At 72.4% G+C, this 19,936-nt stretch carries 19 protein-coding genes and 3 pseudogenes; 5 read left to right on the forward strand and 17 right to left on the reverse strand.

The genetic code is table 11. The features are described from left to right. The first annotated feature begins 72 nt into the window (after positions 1 to 72). Positions 73 to 1,512, forward strand: coding sequence for an ABC transporter ATP-binding protein (locus O7597_RS03970; protein ID WP_269737777.1), 1,440 nt, complete (start codon positions 73 to 75; stop codon positions 1,510 to 1,512). Then, on the forward strand, positions 1,509 to 2,309 hold the full coding sequence (locus O7597_RS03975) for an energy-coupling factor transporter transmembrane component T (protein ID WP_281582042.1): 801 nt from the start codon (positions 1,509 to 1,511) through the stop codon (positions 2,307 to 2,309). Before O7597_RS03970 ends, O7597_RS03975 begins: the two co-directional genes overlap by 4 nt. A 150-nt stretch (positions 2,310 to 2,459) precedes the next feature. Here the strand turns inward: O7597_RS03975 and O7597_RS03980 are convergent, their stop codons facing one another. Continuing rightward, a complete protein-coding gene (locus O7597_RS03980) occupies positions 2,460 to 2,687 on the reverse strand; it encodes a hypothetical protein (protein WP_269737779.1) in 228 nt (75 codons plus the stop codon). A gap of 401 nt (positions 2,688 to 3,088) precedes the next feature. Between O7597_RS03980 and gndA the strand changes: the two genes are divergently transcribed. Then, complete coding sequence (gene gndA / locus O7597_RS03985; protein WP_281582043.1) at positions 3,089 to 4,534, forward strand: NADP-dependent phosphogluconate dehydrogenase; 1,446 nt, start codon at positions 3,089 to 3,091, stop codon at positions 4,532 to 4,534. Positions 4,535 to 4,634: 100 nt separating this feature from the next. On the opposite strand, the gene O7597_RS03990 is transcribed toward gndA, so the two are convergent. From O7597_RS03990 to recO, 3 genes are all read right to left on the reverse strand, one after another. Next, positions 4,635 to 4,820, reverse strand: coding sequence for a hypothetical protein (locus O7597_RS03990; protein ID WP_269737781.1), 186 nt, complete (start codon positions 4,818 to 4,820; stop codon positions 4,635 to 4,637). Between the two features lie 113 nt (positions 4,821 to 4,933). Then, positions 4,934 to 5,710 (reverse strand): isoprenyl transferase, encoded by a 777-nt coding sequence (locus O7597_RS03995; RefSeq protein ID WP_281583181.1) that lies wholly within the window; start codon positions 5,708 to 5,710, stop codon positions 4,934 to 4,936. 32 nt (positions 5,711 to 5,742) lie between these two features. Further along, complete coding sequence (gene recO / locus O7597_RS04000) at positions 5,743 to 6,627, reverse strand: DNA repair protein RecO (RefSeq protein WP_281582044.1); 885 nt, start codon at positions 6,625 to 6,627, stop codon at positions 5,743 to 5,745. Between the two features lie 127 nt (positions 6,628 to 6,754). Between recO and O7597_RS04005 the strand changes: the two genes are divergently transcribed. Further along, positions 6,755 to 7,618, forward strand: coding sequence for a DUF4097 family beta strand repeat-containing protein (locus O7597_RS04005; RefSeq protein ID WP_281582045.1), 864 nt, complete (start codon positions 6,755 to 6,757; stop codon positions 7,616 to 7,618). Here the strand turns inward: O7597_RS04005 and O7597_RS04010 are convergent. The 13 genes and pseudogenes from O7597_RS04010 to hrcA form a co-directional block, all read right to left on the reverse strand. Next, positions 7,605 to 8,732, reverse strand: a complete 1,128-nt coding sequence (locus tag O7597_RS04010; protein WP_281582046.1) for an acyltransferase — start codon at positions 8,730 to 8,732, stop codon at positions 7,605 to 7,607. The two genes, O7597_RS04005 and O7597_RS04010, sit on opposite strands and share 14 nt — an antisense overlap. A gap of 171 nt (positions 8,733 to 8,903) precedes the next feature. Next, positions 8,904 to 9,791, reverse strand: a complete 888-nt coding sequence (gene era, locus O7597_RS04015; RefSeq protein ID WP_281582047.1) for a GTPase Era — start codon at positions 9,789 to 9,791, stop codon at positions 8,904 to 8,906. A gap of 22 nt (positions 9,792 to 9,813) precedes the next feature. Next, on the reverse strand, positions 9,814 to 10,191 hold the full coding sequence (locus O7597_RS04020) for a cytidine deaminase (protein WP_269737786.1): 378 nt from the start codon (positions 10,189 to 10,191) through the stop codon (positions 9,814 to 9,816). Continuing rightward, entirely contained in the window at positions 10,184 to 11,590 is a 1,407-nt protein-coding gene (locus O7597_RS04025; protein WP_269738689.1) for a hemolysin family protein, read from the reverse strand. The genes O7597_RS04020 and O7597_RS04025 overlap by 8 nt, the downstream gene beginning before the upstream one ends. Next, positions 11,566 to 12,039 (reverse strand): rRNA maturation RNase YbeY, encoded by a 474-nt coding sequence (gene ybeY, locus O7597_RS04030; protein WP_203996152.1) that lies wholly within the window; start codon positions 12,037 to 12,039, stop codon positions 11,566 to 11,568. Before ybeY ends, O7597_RS04025 begins: the two co-directional genes overlap by 25 nt. Positions 12,040 to 12,054: 15 nt before the next feature. After that, a pseudogene (locus O7597_RS04035) lies at positions 12,055 to 12,411 on the reverse strand (PhoH family protein); the annotation flags it as partial. Positions 12,412 to 12,678: 267 nt separating this feature from the next. After that, positions 12,679 to 13,494 (reverse strand): annotated as a pseudogene (locus O7597_RS04040) (LAGLIDADG family homing endonuclease); the annotation flags it as partial. Then, positions 13,483 to 14,178: pseudogene (locus tag O7597_RS04045) on the reverse strand (PhoH family protein); the annotation flags it as partial. The pseudogenes O7597_RS04040 and O7597_RS04045, both read right to left, overlap by 12 nt. Positions 14,179 to 14,361: 183 nt before the next feature. Continuing rightward, the gene (locus tag O7597_RS04050) at positions 14,362 to 15,750 is read right to left on the reverse strand and encodes a serine hydrolase domain-containing protein (protein ID WP_269737787.1); all 1,389 of its coding nucleotides are present in this window, start codon (positions 15,748 to 15,750) and stop codon (positions 14,362 to 14,364) included. Beyond that, a complete protein-coding gene (locus tag O7597_RS04055) occupies positions 15,747 to 16,106 on the reverse strand; it encodes a histidine triad nucleotide-binding protein (protein WP_281582048.1) in 360 nt (119 codons plus the stop codon). The genes O7597_RS04050 and O7597_RS04055 overlap by 4 nt, the downstream gene beginning before the upstream one ends. 45 nt (positions 16,107 to 16,151) lie before the next feature. Further along, positions 16,152 to 16,886, reverse strand: a complete 735-nt coding sequence (locus tag O7597_RS04060) for a 16S rRNA (uracil(1498)-N(3))-methyltransferase (RefSeq protein WP_281582049.1) — start codon at positions 16,884 to 16,886, stop codon at positions 16,152 to 16,154. Between the two features lies 1 nt (position 16,887). Beyond that, positions 16,888 to 18,033, reverse strand: coding sequence for a molecular chaperone DnaJ (dnaJ, locus tag O7597_RS04065; RefSeq protein WP_269737789.1), 1,146 nt, complete (start codon positions 18,031 to 18,033; stop codon positions 16,888 to 16,890). A gap of 73 nt (positions 18,034 to 18,106) precedes the next feature. Continuing rightward, entirely contained in the window at positions 18,107 to 19,129 is a 1,023-nt protein-coding gene (gene hrcA / locus O7597_RS04070; RefSeq protein WP_269737790.1) for a heat-inducible transcriptional repressor HrcA, read from the reverse strand. Positions 19,130 to 19,339: 210 nt separating this feature from the next. On the opposite strand from hrcA, the gene O7597_RS04075 reads away from it, so the two are divergent. Continuing rightward, on the forward strand, positions 19,340 to 19,915 hold the full coding sequence (locus tag O7597_RS04075) for a DUF4870 domain-containing protein (RefSeq protein WP_281582050.1): 576 nt from the start codon (positions 19,340 to 19,342) through the stop codon (positions 19,913 to 19,915). Positions 19,916 to 19,936 lie beyond the last annotated feature (21 nt).

Below are 19,936 nucleotides of genomic sequence, written 5' to 3' on the forward strand. Positions count from 1 at the left end.
TCAGCGGCAACTTCGGTCTCCACAGCAACCGTCAACCTCATGATCGACAGGGAGGAAGGAGGGGTGGGAGGGATGGGCGCGGGGGTGTGGGTGCGGGGGTTCGGATGGCGGCATGCCGGGAGGCGTGGCTGGGCGGTGCGTGGGGTCGATCTGCGGGTGGAGCGCGGTGAGAAGGTGCTGCTGCTCGGGGCGTCGGGGGCCGGTAAGAGCACCCTGCTGGCGGCGCTGGCCGGGCTGCTGCCCGAGGACTCCGGGGAGCACGAGGGCACCATCGAGATCGACGGCCGGCCGGTCGGCGAGGCCCGCGACGGGGTCGGCATCGTCTTCCAGGATCCGCAGTCCCAGCTCGTCATGGCTCGCAGCGGTGACGACGTGGCGTTCGGGCTGGAGAACCGGGGCGTGCCGACCGGACAGATCTGGGACCGGGTCGACGAGGCGCTGCGCCGGGTCGGCTTCCCGTACCACCGGGACCGACCCACCGCGGCGCTCTCCGGCGGTGAACAGCAGCGCCTCGCCCTGGCCGGCGTGCTGGCGCTGCGTCCCGGTCTGCTGCTGCTGGACGAACCCACCGCCAACCTCGACCCGTCCGGTGCCGCCCTGATCCGCGCCGCGCTCGGCCGGGCGGTGGACGCCGACACCAGCCTGATCCTGGTCGAACACCGGGTGGCCGAGGCGCTACCCCTGGTCGACCGGGTGGTGGTGCTCGAACCCGGCGGCGGGATCCGCGCCGACGGCCCGCCGGAGGCGGTCTTCGCCGCGCACGGCGACGCCCTCGCCGCAGCGGGAGTCTGGGTGCCCGGCCGCACGATCCCGCCGCGCCGGGCCGCGGGTCCGGCGGGTGAGGTGCTGCTCACCGCCGAACGGCTCGGCCAGCCGCCCCGGCTGTCCCCCACCGACCTGACCGTACGCGCCGGTGAGGCGCTCGCCGTGCTCGGTCGCAACGGCGCCGGGAAGTCCACCCTGGCGCTGCTGCTCGGTGGACTCCTCCGGCCCGGCACCGGGCGGCTGGTGGCGAGCCCGGAACTGGCCGGTGTGTACGCGCTGACCGCGCCGCACCGGTGGCGGGCACCGGCACTGACCCGCCGGATCGGGTCGGTGTTCCAGAATCCCGAGCACCAGTTCGTCACCGGCACGGTCTTCGACGAACTGGCCCTGGGGCCGAGGCGGACCGGGGTGCCCGAGCCGACGGTCCACGACCGGGTGGCGCAGTTGCTGGATCGGTTGCGGCTGGACCGACTCGCCGCCGCCAACCCGTACACCCTCTCCGGTGGCGAGGCGCGGCGGCTGAGTGTGGCGACCGCCCTGGCCACCGCGCCCCGCCTGCTGATCTGCGACGAACCCACCTTCGGCCAGGACCGGCGCACCTGGCGGGAACTCGTGGACCTCCTCGCCGACCTGCGCGACGCCGGCCACGGCCTGGTCGCCGTCACCCACGACGCCGAGTTCGTGGCCGCGCTGGCCGACCGTACGCTCACCCTCACGCCGCCCGACGCCGACCCGGTGCCGCGATGATCACCCTGGAGCCGATCGCCCGGCCGGGCGCGCCGTTGGCCCGGCGCAATCCGGTGGCCAAGCTGGCGGCGGCGATGCTCTTCGCGTTTCCGCTGATGACCACGCTGGACCCGGTCACCCCGGCCATCGCGATCGCGGTGGAGCTGGCGGTGCTGCCGCTGTTCGGGGTGCACCCCGGGCTGCTGGCCCGACGTGCCTGGCCACTGCTGGCCGCCGCGGGCGGCATCCTGGTCACGCTCGTGCTCTTCGCCGCCGACCGGTCGGGCCGCGTACTGCTCGACGCGGGGCCGATCGTGGTGACCTCGGGCGTACTGATCACCGCCCTCGGTCTGGTGCTGCGGCTGTTCGCGGTGGCGCTGCCCGGCGTGATCGTCTTCGCCACCACCGACCCGACCGACCTGGCCGACGCACTTGTGCAGAACGCCAGGGTGCCGGCCCGGTTCGCCATCGGGGCACTGGCGGCGTTCCGGTTGGTGCCGCTGCTCGGCCAGGAGTGGCAGATGATCACCGTTGCGCGCCGGGCGCGCGGAGTCGAGGCGGGGCGCGACCCGGTGGCCCGGCTGCGGCTGTTCGTCTCGACAGCGTTCACGCTGCTGGTCGGGGCGATCCGGCGGGGCACCCGGCTCGCCGTGGCGATGGACGCCCGAGGCTTCGACAGTGGCGTACCGCGCACGGTCGCCCGCCGCCAGCGTTTCGTGGCGGCCGACTGGCTGCTCGTGGTCGGCGCGACGGCGACCGCCGGGGCCGCGCTGGCCGTCAGCGTGGCGCTCGGCACCTTCCGCCCGCTGATCGGCTGACGCGCCACCGCATCCCCGACCGGATCGAAGCGCCCCCGGCGCTCGACTGTCCGTTCCCGACCTGCCACCGGCCGACCTCAGCGCCGCGACGCGGGCAGGCGACGGGCCGGGTGCGCTCACCGACGCGCACCCGGCCCTCGCGCCGGCCCGTCAGCTACGCCGGAAGGCGTAGCGGCGGACCTGGCCGGTCCGCTGGCCGCGTCCGACACCGGTGGTACCGGTGGCCGGTGGCCCCGCCTTGGGGGCGGCGGGCCGCCCGGTCGGCAGGGTGGGAACCGGCGCGATCGCGACGTCGTCCAGGTTCGCCGGCGTGACGGCGGCGAGTTCCGCCGAGTGGCGGTCGGGACGGGATTTACGGGAGCTGCGCTTGGCGGGCATCTGTGCCTCCTCGCTCGGCCGGCGACCGGTGGCCGGTCGGTCGGCCGCGTCGTGAGGACCGCCACCTGGGCGGTCGGGGACGGTTCGGACTGCTGCCCGGGACCGGCCACGAAGGACGCCATCGCCGATGGCGGATGGACACACGCGGACGCCCGGGAGCGCACGGGTCGCGGCACGACAGCGGCGAACCCGGCTCGGGAAAGAGGGCGTCAGTAGCGCATGCCCGCACGTTATCGCCCAGGCGAGGTCGGCGCAGCCGAATTAACGTCACCGCTCCGCGCGGGGGTCGTGGTGCGCTACGCGACCACCTGATGACCAGCGGTGGGGGGACGGCGCACGGCGCCCGGGTGCCGCGATACCGTCGCAGCACTACAGGCAGACGGCGGAAGGTGGCGACGAGGATGGCGGATCGGGCTACGGCGCAGATCGGTGTGACCGGGCTGGCGGTGATGGGCCGCAACCTGGCCCGCAACCTGGCCCGCAACGGGTTCACCGTGGCGTTGCACAACCGCTCGCCGGAACGGACCCGGTCGCTGGTGGCGGAGCACGGCGACGAGGGCACCTTCGTCCCGACGGAGTCCCTGGCGGACTTCGTCGCCGCGCTGGAGCGGCCCCGCGCGGTGATCATCATGGTCAAGGCGGGCGGGCCCACCGACGCGGTGATCGACGAGTTGGTGCCGCTGCTGGAGGCGGGCGACATCATCATCGACTGCGGCAACGCGCACTTCGCCGACACCCGCCGCCGCGAGGAGGCGCTGCGGGCGCACAGCCTGCACTTCGTCGGCACCGGTGTATCCGGTGGCGAGGAGGGCGCGCTGTGGGGGCCGAGCATCATGCCGGGCGGCTCGGCCGAGTCGTACCGCAAACTCGGACCGATCTTCGAGAAGATCGCCGCGCAGGTCGACGGCGTGCCCTGCTGCCAGCACGTCGGGCCGGACGGCGCCGGGCACTTCGTCAAGATGGTCCACAACGGCATCGAGTACGCCGACATGCAGCTCATCGCCGAGGCGTACGACCTGCTGCGGGCCGGGTTGGGGGCGGAGCCGGCGGAGATCGCGCAGATCTTCCGGGAGTGGAACTCCGGTGAGCTGGAGTCGTTCCTGATCGAGATCACCGCCGACGTGCTGGCGCACACCGACGCCGCCACCGGGCAGGCGTTCGTGGACGTGGTGCAGGATCGGGCCGAGCAGAAGGGCACCGGCCGCTGGACCGTCCAGATCGCCCTCGATCTGGGCATTCCGATCACCGGCATCGCCGAGGCCACCTTCGCCCGCTCGCTGTCCGGGCACGTCGGCCAGCGCGAGGCCGCGCAGCGGGCCTTCACCGGCAGCGGCGAGAAGTGGCAGGTCAGCGACCGCGAGGCGTTCATCGAGGACGTACGCCGGGCGCTGCTGGCCTCGAAGATCGTCGCGTACGCCCAGGGCTTCGACCAGATCCGTGCCGGCAGCGCCGAGTACGACTGGGGCATCGACCTGGGCGGCACGGCGACGATCTGGCGCGGCGGCTGCATCATCCGGGCCCGGTTCCTGGACCGGATCAGGCAGGCGTACGACGAGCAGCCGGAGCTGCCGACTCTGCTGGTGGCACCGTGGTTCGCCGACACCGTGCGCGACGGTGTGCCGAGTTGGCGACGAGTGGTGGCCGAGGCGGCCCGGGCGGGTGTGCCGGCGCCCGCGTTCGCCTCGTCGCTCGCCTACTTCGACGCGCTGCGGGCGGACCGGCTGCCGGCCGCACTGATCCAGGGGCTGCGCGACAACTTCGGCGCCCACACCTATCGCCGAATCGACCGGGACGGCTCCTTCCACACCCTCTGGGCCACCCCCGACCGCGCCGAGGTCGAGGCCTGACCTCGACGCCGGCATCTCCCGTTACACCGCATCTCGCGGTATCCCTCGACGGGATACCGCGAGATGCCGTATCGCGGGGCTACCGGTCGCGCCGGTCGCGTCAGAAGAAGCGGCGGCGCTTGGCCTGCCGGGGGCGGATCAGGTCGGCGCCCTTGTTGAGCAGGCGGGTGGCCCGGTTGGGGCCACGTCGAGACTCCAGCGTGTGGCTCAGCTTCCGGGCTCCGGCGGCGGCGACCGGTACCGCGATGGCCATCACCGCCCACTGCCCGATGCGCTTGCGGATCATATGGGTTCACCTCCGTCAGTGGCTGCTGCCAGCGGTCATACCCAGCGTGGCCACCCGCTATGCGCCCGGGTGGCCGGAACCACCCGGCGACGAGGTGGTCGGGGCCACGGACCTCAGGTGGCCGGGGCCACGGGATTGGGCAGCGCGCCACCGAACCGGCGGTCACGCTGGGCGTACAGCTCGCAGGCGTACCACAGGTGGCGGCGGTCGAAGTCGGGCCAGAGCGTGTCCAGGAAGATCAGCTCGGCGTAGGCGCTCTGCCAGAGCAGGAAGTTCGAGGTCCGCTGCTCGCCGGAGGGCCGCAGGAACAGGTCCACCTCGGGCACCTCGGGGTGGTAGAGGTACCGCCCGACCGTCTTCTCGGTGACCTTGGCCGGATCGAGCCGGCCGGCGGCCACGTCCCGGGCGATCGCGGCGGCCGCGTCGGCGATCTCCGCCTGCCCGCCGTAGTTCACGCAGAACTGCAGGGTCAGCGTCGAGTTGCCGCGGGACATCTCCTCGGCGGTCTGCAACTCGCCGATGACGCTCTTCCACAGCCGTCCGGCCCGACCGGACCACACCACCCGCACCCCGAGGTCGACCAGTTGATCCCGGCGGCGGCGGATGACGTCCCGGTTGAAGCCCATCAGGAACCGCACCTCGTCCGGCGAGCGGCGCCAGTTCTCCGTCGAGAAGGCGTACGCCGACAGGTACGGGATACCCAGCTCGATGGCGCCCTCGACGGTGTCGAAGAGGGAGAACTCCCCCGCCTCGTGGCCCTTGGTGCGGGGCAGGCCGCGCTCCTTGGCCCACCGACCGTTGCCGTCCATCACCACGGCGACGTGACGGGGCACCGCCTCGGACGGCAACGCCGGCGGTCGGGCTCCCGACGGGTGCGGTGTCGGCGGCACCGGCTTGCGCCGCCCGGCCCTCGACGATCGGATCACTCGGTCTTCTCCCTGCTCACGTCCTGTGACGCCCGGTCGGGCGGCAGCACTGCACCGGCGGGGGCGACCGTGCCGGCGTCGCCGCTCGATCGCCGCGCGCCGGGTGCCGCCGGCAGCCCACCCCGGTCCACCAGCGGCAGCGAGCGTAGCGCGCGTTCCAGGTGCCACTGCAGGTGCGCGGCGACCAGGCCGCTGCACTCCCGGCGTACCCCGTTCTCGGTCGCATCGGCGACCCGCCAGTCACCGACGGTGAGCGCCGACATCAGGTCGATGGTGGCCGGGGCCGGATGGGCGGCTCCCGGTGGTCGACAGTCCGGGCAGACCGCTCCCCCGGCCGGCACCGAGAACGCCCGGTGCCGGCCGGGGGTGCCGCAGACCGCACAGGCGGTCAACGCCGGTGCCCAGCCCGCCAGCGCCATCCCGCGCAGCAGGTACGCGTCGAGCACCAGCGTGGTGGCGTGCTCGCCGTCGGCGAGAGCGCGCAGCGCGCCCAGGGTGAGCTGGAACAGGCGCAACGACGGTTCCCGCTCGACCGGGGTGAGGCGCTCGGCGGTCTCGGCGATCGCGCTGGCCGCGGTGTAGCGGGGATAGTCGCCCAGGAACCGCTTGCCGTACAGGTCGATCCCCTCGACCTGGCTGACGGTGTGCAGCGAACTGCCGTGCTCCCCCTTGGGGTCTCCGGCCAGTTGCAGGTCGACGTGCCCGAAGGGCTCCAGCCGGGCGCCGAACTTCGACGTGGTCCGGCGCACCCCCCGGGCGACCGCGCGGAGCCGGCCGTGCCGCCGGGTGAGCAGAGTGATGATCCGGTCGGACTCGCCGAGCTTCTGCACACGCAGCACCACCGCGTCGTCGCGGTAGAGCTGTCGGCGGTACCCGGCCATCGCGCCATTCTCCCCTCCGGCTCGAAATCAGGTCCGACCCCGGGTCCGGAATTCAGGGTCCGCTCGGGGTCGCCGTGCCGACGAACCCGGATGCGCGGCCGGTCGCACCGGTCGTAGCGTGCTCGGCATGGCTTCGTACCGGACCAGCGCCGTCCCCCGGCCCACCGCCGCCGATCGGCCCACCGCAGTGCGCCGATCCACCGCGCGGCGGGGGCGCGCCGGACGCCGGAGCGCCATCGCGGTCGCCGCGACCACCGCCCTCATCGTCCTGGTCGGGTGCGACAACCTGTCGTACCGGCGGCTGGACTTCGACACCACCGAGTCCGCTCCGATCACCGCGATCCAGGTGCTGCCCGGTGCCGGCGACGTGGTGGTCCGCGCCGACGGCGCGGCGGACGGGGTACGCGTCAAGCGCGTGGTGCGCTACCAGGGTGCCCAGCCGGAGGCGACGTACGAGATCAGGGGCGCCGAGCTGGTGCTGGACACCTCCTGCGGCCCCCGGTGCAGCGTCTCCTACGAGGTGACGGTCGGCGAGGGGGTGAGCGTACGAGGTGAGACCGGCTCCGGTGACGTCGACCTGAGCCGGGTCGGCCAGGTGGATCTCAAGGTCGGCTCCGGCGACGTGCGGGTGGCCGCGGCGACCGACGCGGTACGGGTGGAGACCGGCTCGGGCAACGTCGAGGTGTACGACGTGAGCGCCCCCGTCGTGGTGCGGGCCTCCTCCGGAAATGTGACGGCAAGCCGGCTCGGCGGCAGCGTGGACGCGGAGGCCAAGTCCGGCAACGTCACCCTCGAACTGGACAAGCCGGCCTCCGTGCGGGCGCACGCGTCGAGCGGCAACGTCGAGCTGACCGTGCCGAAGGGCGGGTACCAGGTCCGATCGAGGGTCGGCTCCGGCCGCACCGACCTGGGTGTGACGCACGACCCGTCCGCCGCGTCGGTGCTCGACCTGCGCACCGGCAGCGGCAACATCACCGTCACCGTGCGATGACGTCCCCGTCCCGGCCGCGCTGTCGCGGAACCGGGACCGGCGGCCCGGCACCCGCCTCGTGATCCTCGTCGGCGCGGGACTCCGCGTGCCGGCGGACGGGGCGTGACGCCGGGCGTCGGCCACCGGGCACCAGCTCCGGCGGGCGTCGCGCCGCGACATCCTCGACCCATCCCACCACCGCCGTCACCAGGCCGACCAGCAGGAAGACCAGGACCACCCGGACCGCCAGGCCCAGCAGATCCTGATGCGACCAGCCGACCACGTCGACCAGCGGGGTGAGTGCGACCACGAACGCCATGTGCCACAGGTAGACGGTCAGGGCCCGCCGGTTCAGCACGGTGACCGCCCGGCCCACCAGCGCGTTCCGGTCCACCCAGGCGGCGGTCGCCGGTGCCCGGCCCAGGGCCACCAGGATGAACGCGGCCGACCAGAGCGCGTTGCCGAGCGGAATGTCGTTGAGGTCGTAGCCGCGCGGACCCTGGTGGGTCAGGATCCACGCGCCGCCCACCGCCGCCAGCGTCAGCGCGGTCGGCACCAGAATCCAGGCGCTCAGGCGGCCCAGCATCCCGCACTGGTGGGCGAAACCCAGCAGCCACGCCCCGAAGTAGAGCCCGAAATGGCGCAGCACGACCGGCGGGTTCTGGTAGATGCCCAGCTCGATGACCAGCAGCAGGCAGTACGGGGCGAGCAGGGTGGGTAGCGGGAACCGGCGGAACAGCCACAGCGCGACCGGGGAGGCGAGCACGAACCACAGGTAGTCACGCAGGTACCAGATCGGGCTCAGCGCCAGCGCGCCCCAGTAGTTCGCCGGCGGATCGGCCACCGGGAACAACCACAGCAGCACACCCGGGGTGAGCGGCAGCCCGGTGAGCAGCATCGCCGGCACGAAGATCACCGCGACCACCCACAGCGACGGCAGCAGCCGCCGCAGTCGCCGGCCGACCGCCGTCGGTCCGGACGCCGTCAGGGACGCGGCCATCAACGAACCGGCGAGCGCGAACATCACCGACATCGCCGGGAACACCAGCGTCAGCGATCCCCAGCCGGTGACGTGGTAGACGACCACCCGCAGGATGGCCAGAGCGCGCAGCAGGTCCAGGTATCTGTTTCGCATCAGCCTGCATCTGTGTCGGGGGCGCGGAGGCGGTTGCCTACCTACCCTCCGCCGCCCGCCGACAAAACAGCCAGAGACCCACCGGGATCGTGAAAATTCGCATATGCCTGACCGATGCCGATCACACGATCCGAGGCCGTTCGCCCGATTCCGCGGTACCGCCGGATCGGCTCAGAACCCGAGCTTGCGCAACTGCTTCGGGTCCCGCTGCCAATCCTTGGCCACGCGTACGTGCAGATCGAGGTAGACCTTCGTACCCAGGAGCTCCTCGATCTGCCGTCGCGCGGCGGTGCCGACCCCCTTGAGCCGCGCACCCCGATGCCCGATGACGATCGCCTTCTGACTCGGCCGCTCCACGTACACGTCGGCGTAGATCTTCGTCAGCCGACCCTCCGGGAGCATCTCCTCCACCACCACGGCGATCGAGTGCGGCAACTCGTCCCGGACGCCCTCCAGCGCGGCCTCCCGGATCAGCTCCGCCACCAGCACCTGCTCCGGGTCGTCGGTGAGCATGTCGTCCGGGTACAGCTGCGGCGACTCGGGCAGATAGCGGGTCATCACCCCCACCAGGGTGTCGACCTGGTGCCCGGAGACCGCGCTGACCGGCACGACCTCCGCGAAATCCCCCAACTCACTGACGGCCAGCAGCTGCTCGGCCAGCCGCTTACGATCGACCAGATCGGTCTTGGTGACCACCGCCAGCACGATCGCCTTCAGCTCGGCCAACTCGCCGGTGATGAACCGGTCGCCCCGGCCGATCGGCTCGTCGGCCGGAATGCAGAGGCCGATCACGTCGACCTCGCTCCAGGTCTGCCGCACCAGATCGTTGAGCCGCTCGCCCAGCAGGGTGCGGGGACGGTGCAGCCCCGGGGTGTCTACCAGCACGAGCTGCGAATCGGGTCGGTGCAGCACCGCCCGGATCACGTGCCGGGTGGTCTGCGGCTTGTTCGACGTGATCGCGATCTTCTGCCCGACGATGGCGTTGGTCAACGTGGACTTGCCGGCGTTGGGCCGGCCGACGAAACACGCGAACCCCGCCCGATAGGAGCGCTCGCTCATGCCCGCACTCCGCCGCGCCCGCTCACTCGGTCACCGTGCCGAGCACCGTGCCGTCCGGCCCGGCCAGGTGCACCGGGGCGTCGGCGGCCAGGTCACGCACCGCCGCGTAGCCGGCCCCGTCCAGCGTGGACGCCTCGGTCACCACCACCGCGGCCTCCAGCCGGGTGGCACCTGCCGCGGCCGCCGAGGCGACCGCCAGTTGCAGTGCGGTGATGGTCAGCGAGGGCAGCGACACGCTGGCCGCCGCGTACGTCCGGCCGTCCTGGTCCCGGACCGCGGCGCCCTCCACCGCGCCCACCCGTCCTCGGGCCCCCCGGGCGAGGACGACCAGCTTGGCGTCCTCGGCGCTCAGTTCGGTGCCACTGGACCGGGCGGCTGGTACGGCGGGTGACTCAGGCATCGGCGGGCTGCCTCTCCTCGGATCGGTCGGTGTCGGAGCGGGCCACGGTCGGCGTCCCACCCGGGTCGTGCTGCGTGTCGGTCGGCTCCACCCGGCGCACCAGCACGGTGTCGATCCGGTTACGGCGACCGGTGGTGCCTTCGGCGACCAGCCGCAGACCGGCCACCTCGACCTGCGCCCCCGGAATCGGCACCCGCCCCAGGGCCTGGGCGAGCAGCCCACCCACGGTCTCCACCTCGTCGTGCGGCAGCTCGGTGTCGAACAGCTCGCCGAGATCCTCGACCGGCAGCCGGGCGGTGACCCGCACCGCGCCGTCGGGCAACTGCTCGACCGGCGGGCGCTCGACGTCGTACTCGTCGGTGATCTCGCCGACGATCTCCTCGAGGATGTCCTCGATGGTGACCAGGCCGCCGGTGCCGCCGTACTCGTCGACCACGATGACCAGGTGGTTGCGGGCGGCCTGCATCTCCGACAGCAGGTCGTCGACGGGCTTGGACTCCGGCACGAAGGTCGCCGGCCGCATCAGCTCGGCCACCGGCAGCTGATGATCCTCGGCGGCCCCGCCCTGGGTACGCCGGATCAGGTCCTTGAGGTAGAGGATGCCGAGCACGTCGTCGACGCTCTCGCCGATCACCGGGATCCGGGAGAAGCCGGAGCGCAGGAACAGCGCCAGCGCCTGGGACAGATTCTTGCCCGACTCGATCCACACCATCTCGGTACGCGGCACCATCACCTCGCGGGCGATGGTGTCACCGAGCGCGAAGACCGAATGGATCATCTGCCGCTCGCCGTGCTCCACCACGCCCCGCTGCTCGGCCAGGTCGACCAGCTCCCGCAGCTCGACCTGGGTGGCGAACGGCCCCTCCCGGAAGCCACGGCCCGGGGTGACCGCGTTACCGATCAGGATCAGCAGGGACGCCAGCGGGTTGAGCACCCGGCCCAGCCAGCGCACCAACGGGGCCGCCGCGCGGCCCACCGCGTACGCGTGCTGCCGGCCGATGGTGCGCGGACCGACGCCGACCACGACGAAGCTGACCACGGTCATCGCCCCGGCGGTGACCAGCGCCGCCCGCCAGCCCGCACCGAAGGTGTCCACCGCCACCAGCGCCACCAGCGTGGTGGCGGTCAGTTCGGCGAGCAGCCGGAGCAACAGCAGCAGATTGAGGTGCCGGACCACGTCACCGGCGACCGTCTGGAGGGTGCGCGCACCCCGGATCCCCTCGCGGGCCAGTTCCGCCGCCCGGGCCGGCGAGACCGCGGCCAGGGCGGCCTCGGTCATCGCGATCAGGCCGGCGAGCACCACCAGCCCGGCAGCGAACACGAGCAGTTGCAGGTCGGGTAGGCCGGTGGCGGACGCGGCCAGCGCTGTGTCCATCACCGGGAGCGGGCCGACCGCCAGCTCGCCAGCAACCGGGCCTGGAGCCCGAACATCTCCCGCTCCTCCTCCGGTTCCGCGTGGTCGTAGCCGAGCAGGTGCAGCACACCGTGCACGGTGAGCAGGTGCAACTCGTCGGCGGTGCGGTGCCCGGCGGTCGCGGCCTGCTTCGCGGCCACCTCCGGGCAGAGCACGATGTCGCCGAGCAGCGCCGGCTCACCACCGGCGGCGGCGCTCTCACCCGGCCCGTGGTCGACGCTGCCCTCGTCCATGGGGAAGGCCAGCACGTCGGTCGGACCGTCGCCACCCATCCAGCGATGGTTCAGCTCGGTCATGTAGTCCACGTCCACCAGCAACACGGACAGCTCGGCGAGCGGGTTGACCCCCATCTCGTCGAGCGCGTGCCGGGCGACGGCGAGCACGGCGTCGGTGTCGACCTCGGCACCGGACTCGTTGGCGATCTCGATGGACAACTGTCTTCCCTCGGTCTAGCGGCGCCGGCCGCCGCGGTTGCCCTGGGCGCTCCGCCCGGACACCGCGTGCACGCCCTGTGCCTGCTGGTTCTCGGCGTCCCACCGCGCGTACGCGTCGACGATCTCACCGACCAGTCGATGACGGACCACGTCCGCGCTGGACAACTGCGCGAAGTGCACGTCCTCGACACCTTCCAGGATGTCCCGGACGACCCGCAGCCCGCTCGTCGTCCCGCCGGGCAGGTCGACCTGGGTGACGTCGCCGGTCACCACGATCTTGGAGCCGAAGCCGAGCCGGGTGAGGAACATCTTCATCTGCTCGGGCGTGGTGTTCTGCGCCTCGTCGAGAATGATGAACGCGTCGTTGAGCGTGTTGTGCGTGACCAGGAAGTCATCGGTGACATACAGCGAATCCTCCGCGGCCACCTGGATGCACATCGTCTCCTGGACACCTGCGGGGACGACCGAGTCGATGAAACGCATCGGGCGGTCGCCGCCGCACTCCTCGTACCGCTGGCGCTTACGCGAGAGCCGGAACGGCGCTACGCCCTCCGGCAAGCGGATCTCCACGACGTAGGCGTCCGACCGGTACGCGACCGGTCGGCCGTTCGCCAGGCCGGGCGTGCGGCCCTCCGCCACTCGAACGCGCCACGTCGCCACGCCACCGAGTGACTGGACCAGGTGGACGACATCGTCACGCAGTCGGGGCGAGGTCGTCGAGTACTGCACCCGGCAGGTACGTCCCGCCTGGACGACCGGCCCGCCGTCGGTGTCCAGCAGCCCCTGCAGAACGGCCAGTCGGACATCGACGCTGTTCTGGAGATAGACGGACGGCACGAACTTGGTGCCCGACTTCGTGCCGGCCAGACCCAGCTCACGGAGTGCGACAGTCACCGGGTTAGCGACGACCACCCCGCCTCGGTGCCCCTTGGTGTGCCGGAGCACATAGTCGTAGTCGCTCTTGCGGTGCAGCTCGATGTCGACCAGGTTGTCCTCGATCGCCCGAGCGAGTTCAGGGTCCGCCGTGGTGAACCCCGGCGTCGTGCGGCACGAGATCGACCTGTCACCGAGCAGCAGGCCGAGGACGTACGGATCGAGCGGAACGTCCTGCGGCTCCAGCTGGACCGGAGCCACCACCGGCAGTTCGTAACGGCGGATGTACCCCCGCCGCTCCTGCCCGATCATCTCCTGGGTCTCCAGCGTGCGTCGCCGACCGCGCCGCTTGTCCTCGGGCGTGGCGACCGTCCAGAGGTGCTCACCGCAGCACAGGGTGGAGGCCCCGTCCTGCGTGGTCACCCGGTAGACCTGCTTGGGCCCTTGCGGGTAGATCCCGATCACCGGGGTCGGCATGCCGTTCGAGCCGATCACCAGGTCGCCGACCTGGAGTGAGCCGAACCGCTTGAAGCCTTCCGGCGTCAGTACCCGGGCGTCGTACGGCTGCGCCCGACCCCTCATGTATGCCAGGGGGGCGACCTCGATCGTGCCGGCGGCCATCAGCTTCGGGATGGTCTCCGGGTCGAGCATGTCGTGCAGGGCGTCGTAGAGCGGGCGCAGGTAGGGGTCGATCTTCTCGTTGAGCGTGCCGGGCAGGAACCCGAGTCGCTCTCCCGCTTCGACCGCCGGCCGGGTCAGGATGATCCGGTTGATCTGCTTGGCCTGCAACGACTGCACCGCCTTGGCCATGGCGAGGTAGGTCTTGCCGGTGCCCGCCGGGCCGATGCCGAAGACGATGGTGTGCCCGTCGATCGCGTCGACGTAGCGCTTCTGCCCCAGCGTCTTGGGACGGATGGTGCGCCCCCGCCGGGACAGGATGTTGAGGGTCAGGACCTCGGCAGGCCGCTCCGTGCCACCCTGTTCGAGCATGCCGACGGTACGCCGGACGGCATCGGTGGTCAGGGTCTCGCCTTTCTCGATGAGTTCGAGCAGCTCACTGAAGAGCCGCTCGGCGAGGGCGTTGTCGGCGGGAGCGCCGGTGATGGTGATCTCGTTGCCACGCACGTGCACGTCACTGTTCACCGAGCGCTCGACCAGTCGCAGGATCTCGTCACCCGCGCCGAGCAGGTTGACCATGATCTTCGAATCGGGGACCGTGATCCTGGTCTGCACCCGGGGCGGGCCGGGAGGTGGGGTGCCGGTCATAGGTCGGGCCCGAGGGCCCTGCGCCACCTGCTCTCGATCTCGATGCCGGGCCCGTGGCACGGCGTGCGGACGTTGCCACCATCGTATCGGGTCAACGGCGCGGACACGCTGCCCATTTCCACCGCTTCGACGCGCCGGCCGGAACGGGCGAAACAGGGCATTCAGCCCGGGTGAGCCGCCCGGTCAGCCGCGGAAGTCGAAGCCGTCGAAGGTCTCCTGGCGGCGGGTGAACCGGTAGGTCGCCCAGTGCATCCGGACCACCACGCCAGCGGAGTCCCGGGTGAGCCGGAGCAACTCGCCGTTCTCCCGGCCGGAGACGGTACGCAGCACGTCGGGCTGGCCCGGCACCGGGGCGAACACCGCTGGCGGCTTCCCCGGCGGGTCACCGGCACCACGGGCCCGCAGGGCCCCCTCGTGCCACGAGAAGACGTACTCGAAGCCCTCGCCCCACCAGCGGCCGAGCAGCCCGCGCAGGTCGGGCGGCGCCGGATCACCCGGCCGCCACGGGTCGATGTCGGCCGGATCGTGCTCGACCGCGGCGGCGAGCAGCCGGTGCGGCAGTTCCAGCAGCTCGACCGCGGTGCCGGAGGAGCCCAGCACGGCGGCGCCGAACGCCCCGGGCGTGCCCTCGCCGCCCCGGCGGCCGTACGCCCCGGCGAGGAAGCCGGGCATCGCGCCGTCGTGCCCGACGTGCACGACCCGCTCCCCCTGCGGCACCAGGATCAGGCCGAGACCGAACCCGCCGGCCCACACCGCCTCGTCGGTGACCGTCACCGGCCAGCGCATCTCGTCGAGCGTGGTCGCCGCGAGCACCCGGCCCGCGGCGTCCAACGCCGCCGGGTCGGCCAGGAAGGCGGCCCAGCGGGCCATGTCGGTCGCCGTGCTCCACAGCTGCGCGGCCGGACCCACCGCGCCGAAGTCGGTGGGCGGCTCCGGATGCGCCTCGTCGGAGTACGCGTCGACCAGGAACCCGGTCGCGGCACGTGGCCCCGGCGCGGCCGTGGTGGCGGTGAGCCCGAGCGGGGTCAGCACCCGCTCGGTCAGCACCTCCGCCCAACTGCCGCCACGCAGCTGACCGACCAGGTGGCCGAGCAGCGCCATGCCGAGATTCGAGTAGTGGTAGCGGCGTCCGGTCGGCAGCACCCGCTCGGCCCGGGCCAACTCGGTGATCAGTTGGTCGGTGTCCGGTGCGCGCAGCGTGTCCCAGACGTCGCCGTACGGTTCCCGTTGCAGGCCGGCGGTGTGCGACAGCAGCCGGCGTACGGTCAACTCGCCGTGTGCCGGCAGGTCGAGGTGCCGCCGCAGCGGGTCGTCGAGGTCGAGCAGCCCGTCGTCGCGGCACTGCATGACCAGCACGGCGGTGAAGGTCTTGGTCACCGAGCCGATCCGGAACCGGGTCTGCTCGTCCAGCGCCGTGTCGTTCCCGGTGCCGCCGGCGGTGCACGTCCACAGTGGTCGGTCGGCGCGGTGTACCGCTGCCGAGACCGCCGGCACCCGGGCCTGCGCCTGGACCTGCCGCACCATCCGCTCCAGCCGACCGGCGGCGGAGGTGTCGCCGGCGGCGGAGGTCATCCGAGGCTCCGGGCCAGCATCGGGCCGAGCGGGGCGCCGCCGAGCACGTGCGCGTGCACGTGGAAGACCTCCTGGCCGCCGTACGCCCCGGTGTTGAACATCAACCGGAACCCGTCGCCGAGCAGGCCCTCGTCCTCGGCCACCGCGGCGGCCGTGGCCAGCACCTCGCCGGCCAGCGCCGGATCACCCTGACCGAGGGTGGCCACGTCCGCGTAGTGCTCCTTGGGCACGACGAGCACGTGCACCGGCGCCTTCGGGTCGATGTCGCGGAAGGCGAGCGTGGTGGGCGTCTCGCGGACGACGGTGGCCGGAATCTCGCCGGCGACGATGCGGCAGAACAGACAGTCGCTTTCCATCCGGGCAGTGTAAGGAAGAAATCCTCGGCGCCGTCGCCGCGCCGCTCACCAGCGCAGCAGGCGGGTGGCGAGGACCGCCAGGGCGGCCACGCCCGCGGTGGAGGTGCGCAGCACCGACGGGCCGAGCCGCACCGGGCGGGCCCCGGCTTCCTGGAAGGCGGACAGCTCGGCCGGGGTGATGCCGCCCTCCGGGCCCACCACCAGCACGATCTCGCCGTGGTCGGGTAGCTCGACGGTGGTGAGCCGGTCGGTCGCCTCCTCGTGCAGCACGTACCCGGCGGCCGCCCCGGCGATCCGGCGCGTCACCGACGCGGTGCTCTCGTCCGGCGCGCCGGCCACCACCGGCAGCCACGCCCGACGGGCCTGCTTCGTCGCCTCCCGGGTGGTGGCGAGCCACCTGTCCCGGGCCCGTACGCCCCGGTCGCCGCGCCACTGCACCACCGAGCGGCCCGCCGCCCAGGGGACTATCTCGTCCACGCCCGCCTCGGTCATCGCCTGCACGGCCAGCTCGCCCCGGTCGCCCTTGGCGATGCCCTGGACCACCACCAGCCGGGGGTTCGCCGCGTCGACGTACCCCCGGTCGGTCACGTCGAGGTCGAGGGTGCCCCGGCCGACGGCGGTGACCACGGCGGTGGCCGTGCCGCCCCGACCGTCGGCGAGCAGCACCTGCTCACCGACGCGCAGCCGCTGCACGGTGGCGGCGTGGTGGCCCTCCGGACCGTCCAGCACCATCGAGGCGGCGGTGGGCAGCGACTCGACCAGGAACAGCGGCGCGGACACGTCAGGCGTGGCCGTTGAAGGCGTCGCGCATCCGGGAGAAGAAGCCACCCTGCTTGGTCAGCTCGGCGACCTCCTCGCCGCGGGTCTTGGCGAACTCGCGCAGCATCCGCTCCTGGTCGGCGTCGAGCTTGGTGGGGGTCCGCACGTCCAGGTGGACGTAGAGATCGCCCCGCCCGGTGCCACGCAGGTGCGGTACGCCCCGGGCCCGCAGTCGCAGGGTGCTGCCCGGCTGGGTGCCCGGCTTGACGTCGACCGGTTCCTCGCTGTCGAGCGTCTTGATGGTCAGCCGGGTGCCGAGCGCGGCGGCGGTCATCGGCACGGTGACCCGGCAGTGCAGGTCGTCGCCCTTGCGGGAGAACACGTCGTGCGGCCGTTCGTGGATCTCCACGTAGAGGTCACCGGCGGTGCCGCCGCCCGGGCCGACCTCGCCCTGCTGGGCCAGGCGGATCCGCATGCCGTCCTCCACCCCGGCGGGGATCTTGACGGTCAGCGACCGGCGGGTGCGCACCCGGCCGTCACCGGCGCAGGTCGGGCAGGGCTGCGGGATGGTGGTGCCGTAGCCCTGGCAGACGGTGCAGGGCCGGGCGGAGACCACCTGGCCGAGGAAGGTGCGCTGCACCGACTGCACCTCGCCCCGCCCGCCGCACGCCTCGCAGGTGGCCAGGTGGGTGCCGGCGGCGGTGCCGGCGCCGGAGCAGGTGGTGCAGAGCACGGCGGTGTCGACGGTGATCGGCGCCTCGACGCCGAAGGCCGTCTCCTGAAGGTCCAGCTCCAGTCGCAGGATCGCGTCGGCACCGGGGCGGGTACGCGGACGCGGGCCGCGTCCGGCGCCGGTGGCGCCGCCGAAGAACGCGTCCATGATGTCCTGGAAGCCGACGAAGGGTCCGGCCCCGCCGGGGCCGCCCGGACCGCCGGGCCCGCCCCCGCCGGGTGCCAGCGGGTCCCCGCCCAGGTCGACGATCTGCCGTTTCCGATCGTCCGAGAGGACCTCGTACGCGGCGTTGATGTCCTTGAACTTCTCCTGTGCCTCCGGGTCCGGATTCACGTCCGGATGGAACTGGCGCGCCAGCTTGCGATAGGCGCGCTTGATCTCGTCATCGGAGGCACCCTTGCTCACGCCGAGAATGCCGTAGTAGTCCCTGGCCACTGCGTTCCGTGTCCTCGTGTTCGTCTCGAGTTACGCCGTTCGGCGGCGGCAGCCTGCCGTCGGCCCTGACTTGTCAGTTCTGGGCCAGCAGCTCGCCCACGTAGCGTGCCACGGCCCTCACCGTGGCGATGGTTCCGGGGTAGTCCATCCGGGTCGGTCCGAGCACGCCCATCCCCCCGACGATGGTCGCGCCCGGGCCGTACCCGGTGCTGACCACGGAGGCCGCCCGCAGGTTGTCGTACTCGTTCTCGTCGCCGATGCGCACCCGCAGGGTGCTCGGCTCCACCTCGCCGATGAGCTTGAGCAGCACGACCTCCTCCTCAAGTGCTTCGAGGATCGGACGCAGCGAGCCCTGGAAGTCGAGCAGGCCGCCCCGGGCGAGGTTGGCGGTGCCGGCCAGGGCCAGCCGCTCCTCGTGCCGCTCGACCAGGGTCTCCAGCAGCACCGTGGACAGGGTGGTCATCGCCGGGCGCAGGTGCGGCGCGCAGTCGTCGATGAGGGTCTGCACCAGCGGCGGGGTCTCCGACAGGCGGACGCCCACCAGTTTCTCGTTCACCAGCCGGCGCAGGTCCAGCACGTCGTCGGCGGGGACCGGTGCGGGCAGCTCGACCAGCCGCTGCTCGACCCGGCCGGTGTCGGCGATCATCACCAGCATCAGCCGGGTGGTGGAGATCGGCACCAGTTCCAGGTGACGCACCCGGGACCGGGCCAGGCTCGGGTACTGCACGACGGCGACCTGCCGGGTGAGCTGCGCCAGCAGCCGCACCGTGCGGTGCACCACGTCGTCGAGATCGACGGCGCCGGCCAGGAAGCGCTCGATCGCCCGGCGTTCGGCCGGACTGAGCGGCTTGACCCGGCTCAACCGGTCGACGAAGAGGCGGTAGCCACGGTCGGTGGGCACCCGCCCCGCGCTGGTGTGCGGCTGGCGGATGTAGCCCTCCTCCTCCAGCACGGCCATGTCGTTGCGAACGGTGGCCGGCGAAACGCCGAGCTGGTGCCGCTCGACGAGCGACTTGCTGCCGACCGGCTCCTGGGTGGCGACGTAGTCCTCGACGATCGCGCGGAGCACGGCGAGCTTCCGGTCGTCCAGACCCATCCTTGCCACCTCCTGTCGCAGGTCAGCTCGCGGCGTCACGGCCGCCAGAGGAACACTCTGGCACTCGACTGTAGCGAGTGCCAGTCTACGTCGGCACCCCCGTCCACGCGATGATCAAGTCAGCACCTTCCTCATCGAGCCGATCGGCGGGTTGACACTCGCCGGTGTCGCTCTGGTGCGCCGTTGCCGCTGGCACCTACCGTGGCCTCCATGACTGAACCACCTCGTCCCCCGGACTCCGGCGACGAACCCACGACACCACTGTCCGGTTCGCCTGGCCAGGGCGGCTATCCCCCGCCCGGCGGCTATCCACCCCCCACCGGCGACCAGCCGCCGCCGGCCGGCTACCCCCCACCCGGCGGTTACCCGCCGCCGGGAGCACCCGGTGTCGGCTACCCGACCGGGGGCTACGGCGCTCCCGGCGGTGGCTACGCCAACAACGAGGACAAGACCTGGGTGCTGATCGCACACTTCGGCGGCCCGCTCGGCGTGGTCGTCGGCGGCGGGCTCTTCGGCTGGGTGGCGCCGCTGATCGCGATGATGGTTCGCGGGCAGCAGTCCCCGATCGCCCGGGCGCACTCGGTGGCCGCGTTGAACTTCCAGCTCACCTGGGCGGTCGCCGGGGTGCTGAGCTGGGTGCTCGCCACCATCACCTGCGGCATCCTGTTCTTCGTGCCGATCATCGTCGCGATCGTGCCGCTGATCTTCGGGATCATCGGCGGGGTCAAGGCCAACGAGGGTGTGCTCTACCAGTACCCGATGACGTACGCCTTCGTGAAGCGCTGACCGCGCCGACCGGTCTGATGA

Source organism: Verrucosispora sp. WMMC514 (assembly GCF_027497295.1).
In the GTDB taxonomy this organism is placed as follows: Bacteria; Actinomycetota; Actinomycetes; order Mycobacteriales; family Micromonosporaceae; genus Micromonospora; species Micromonospora palythoicola.

Coding starts and splice junctions, on each gene's coding strand:
- O7597_RS03970 (WP_269737777.1), top strand. CDS start 73: ATGGGCGCGGGGGTGTGGGTGCGGGGGTTCGGATGGCGGCATGCCGGG.
- O7597_RS03980 (WP_269737779.1), bottom strand. CDS start 2,687: ATGCCCGCCAAGCGCAGCTCCCGTAAATCCCGTCCCGACCGCCACTCG.
- gndA (WP_281582043.1), top strand. CDS start 3,089: ATGGCGGATCGGGCTACGGCGCAGATCGGTGTGACCGGGCTGGCGGTG.
- O7597_RS04055 (WP_281582048.1), bottom strand. CDS start 16,106: ATGGAAAGCGACTGTCTGTTCTGCCGCATCGTCGCCGGCGAGATTCCG.
- era (WP_281582047.1), bottom strand. CDS start 9,791: ATGAGCGAGCGCTCCTATCGGGCGGGGTTCGCGTGTTTCGTCGGCCGG.
- O7597_RS04005 (WP_281582045.1), top strand. CDS start 6,755: ATGGCTTCGTACCGGACCAGCGCCGTCCCCCGGCCCACCGCCGCCGAT.
- O7597_RS03975 (WP_281582042.1), top strand. CDS start 1,509: ATGATCACCCTGGAGCCGATCGCCCGGCCGGGCGCGCCGTTGGCCCGG.
- O7597_RS04010 (WP_281582046.1), bottom strand. CDS start 8,732: ATGCGAAACAGATACCTGGACCTGCTGCGCGCTCTGGCCATCCTGCGG.
- O7597_RS04020 (WP_269737786.1), bottom strand. CDS start 10,191: ATGCCTGAGTCACCCGCCGTACCAGCCGCCCGGTCCAGTGGCACCGAA.
- O7597_RS03990 (WP_269737781.1), bottom strand. CDS start 4,820: ATGATCCGCAAGCGCATCGGGCAGTGGGCGGTGATGGCCATCGCGGTA.
- O7597_RS04050 (WP_269737787.1), bottom strand. CDS start 15,750: ATGACCTCCGCCGCCGGCGACACCTCCGCCGCCGGTCGGCTGGAGCGG.
- hrcA (WP_269737790.1), bottom strand. CDS start 19,129: ATGGGTCTGGACGACCGGAAGCTCGCCGTGCTCCGCGCGATCGTCGAG.
- recO (WP_281582044.1), bottom strand. CDS start 6,627: ATGGCCGGGTACCGCCGACAGCTCTACCGCGACGACGCGGTGGTGCTG.
- O7597_RS04075 (WP_281582050.1), top strand. CDS start 19,340: ATGACTGAACCACCTCGTCCCCCGGACTCCGGCGACGAACCCACGACA.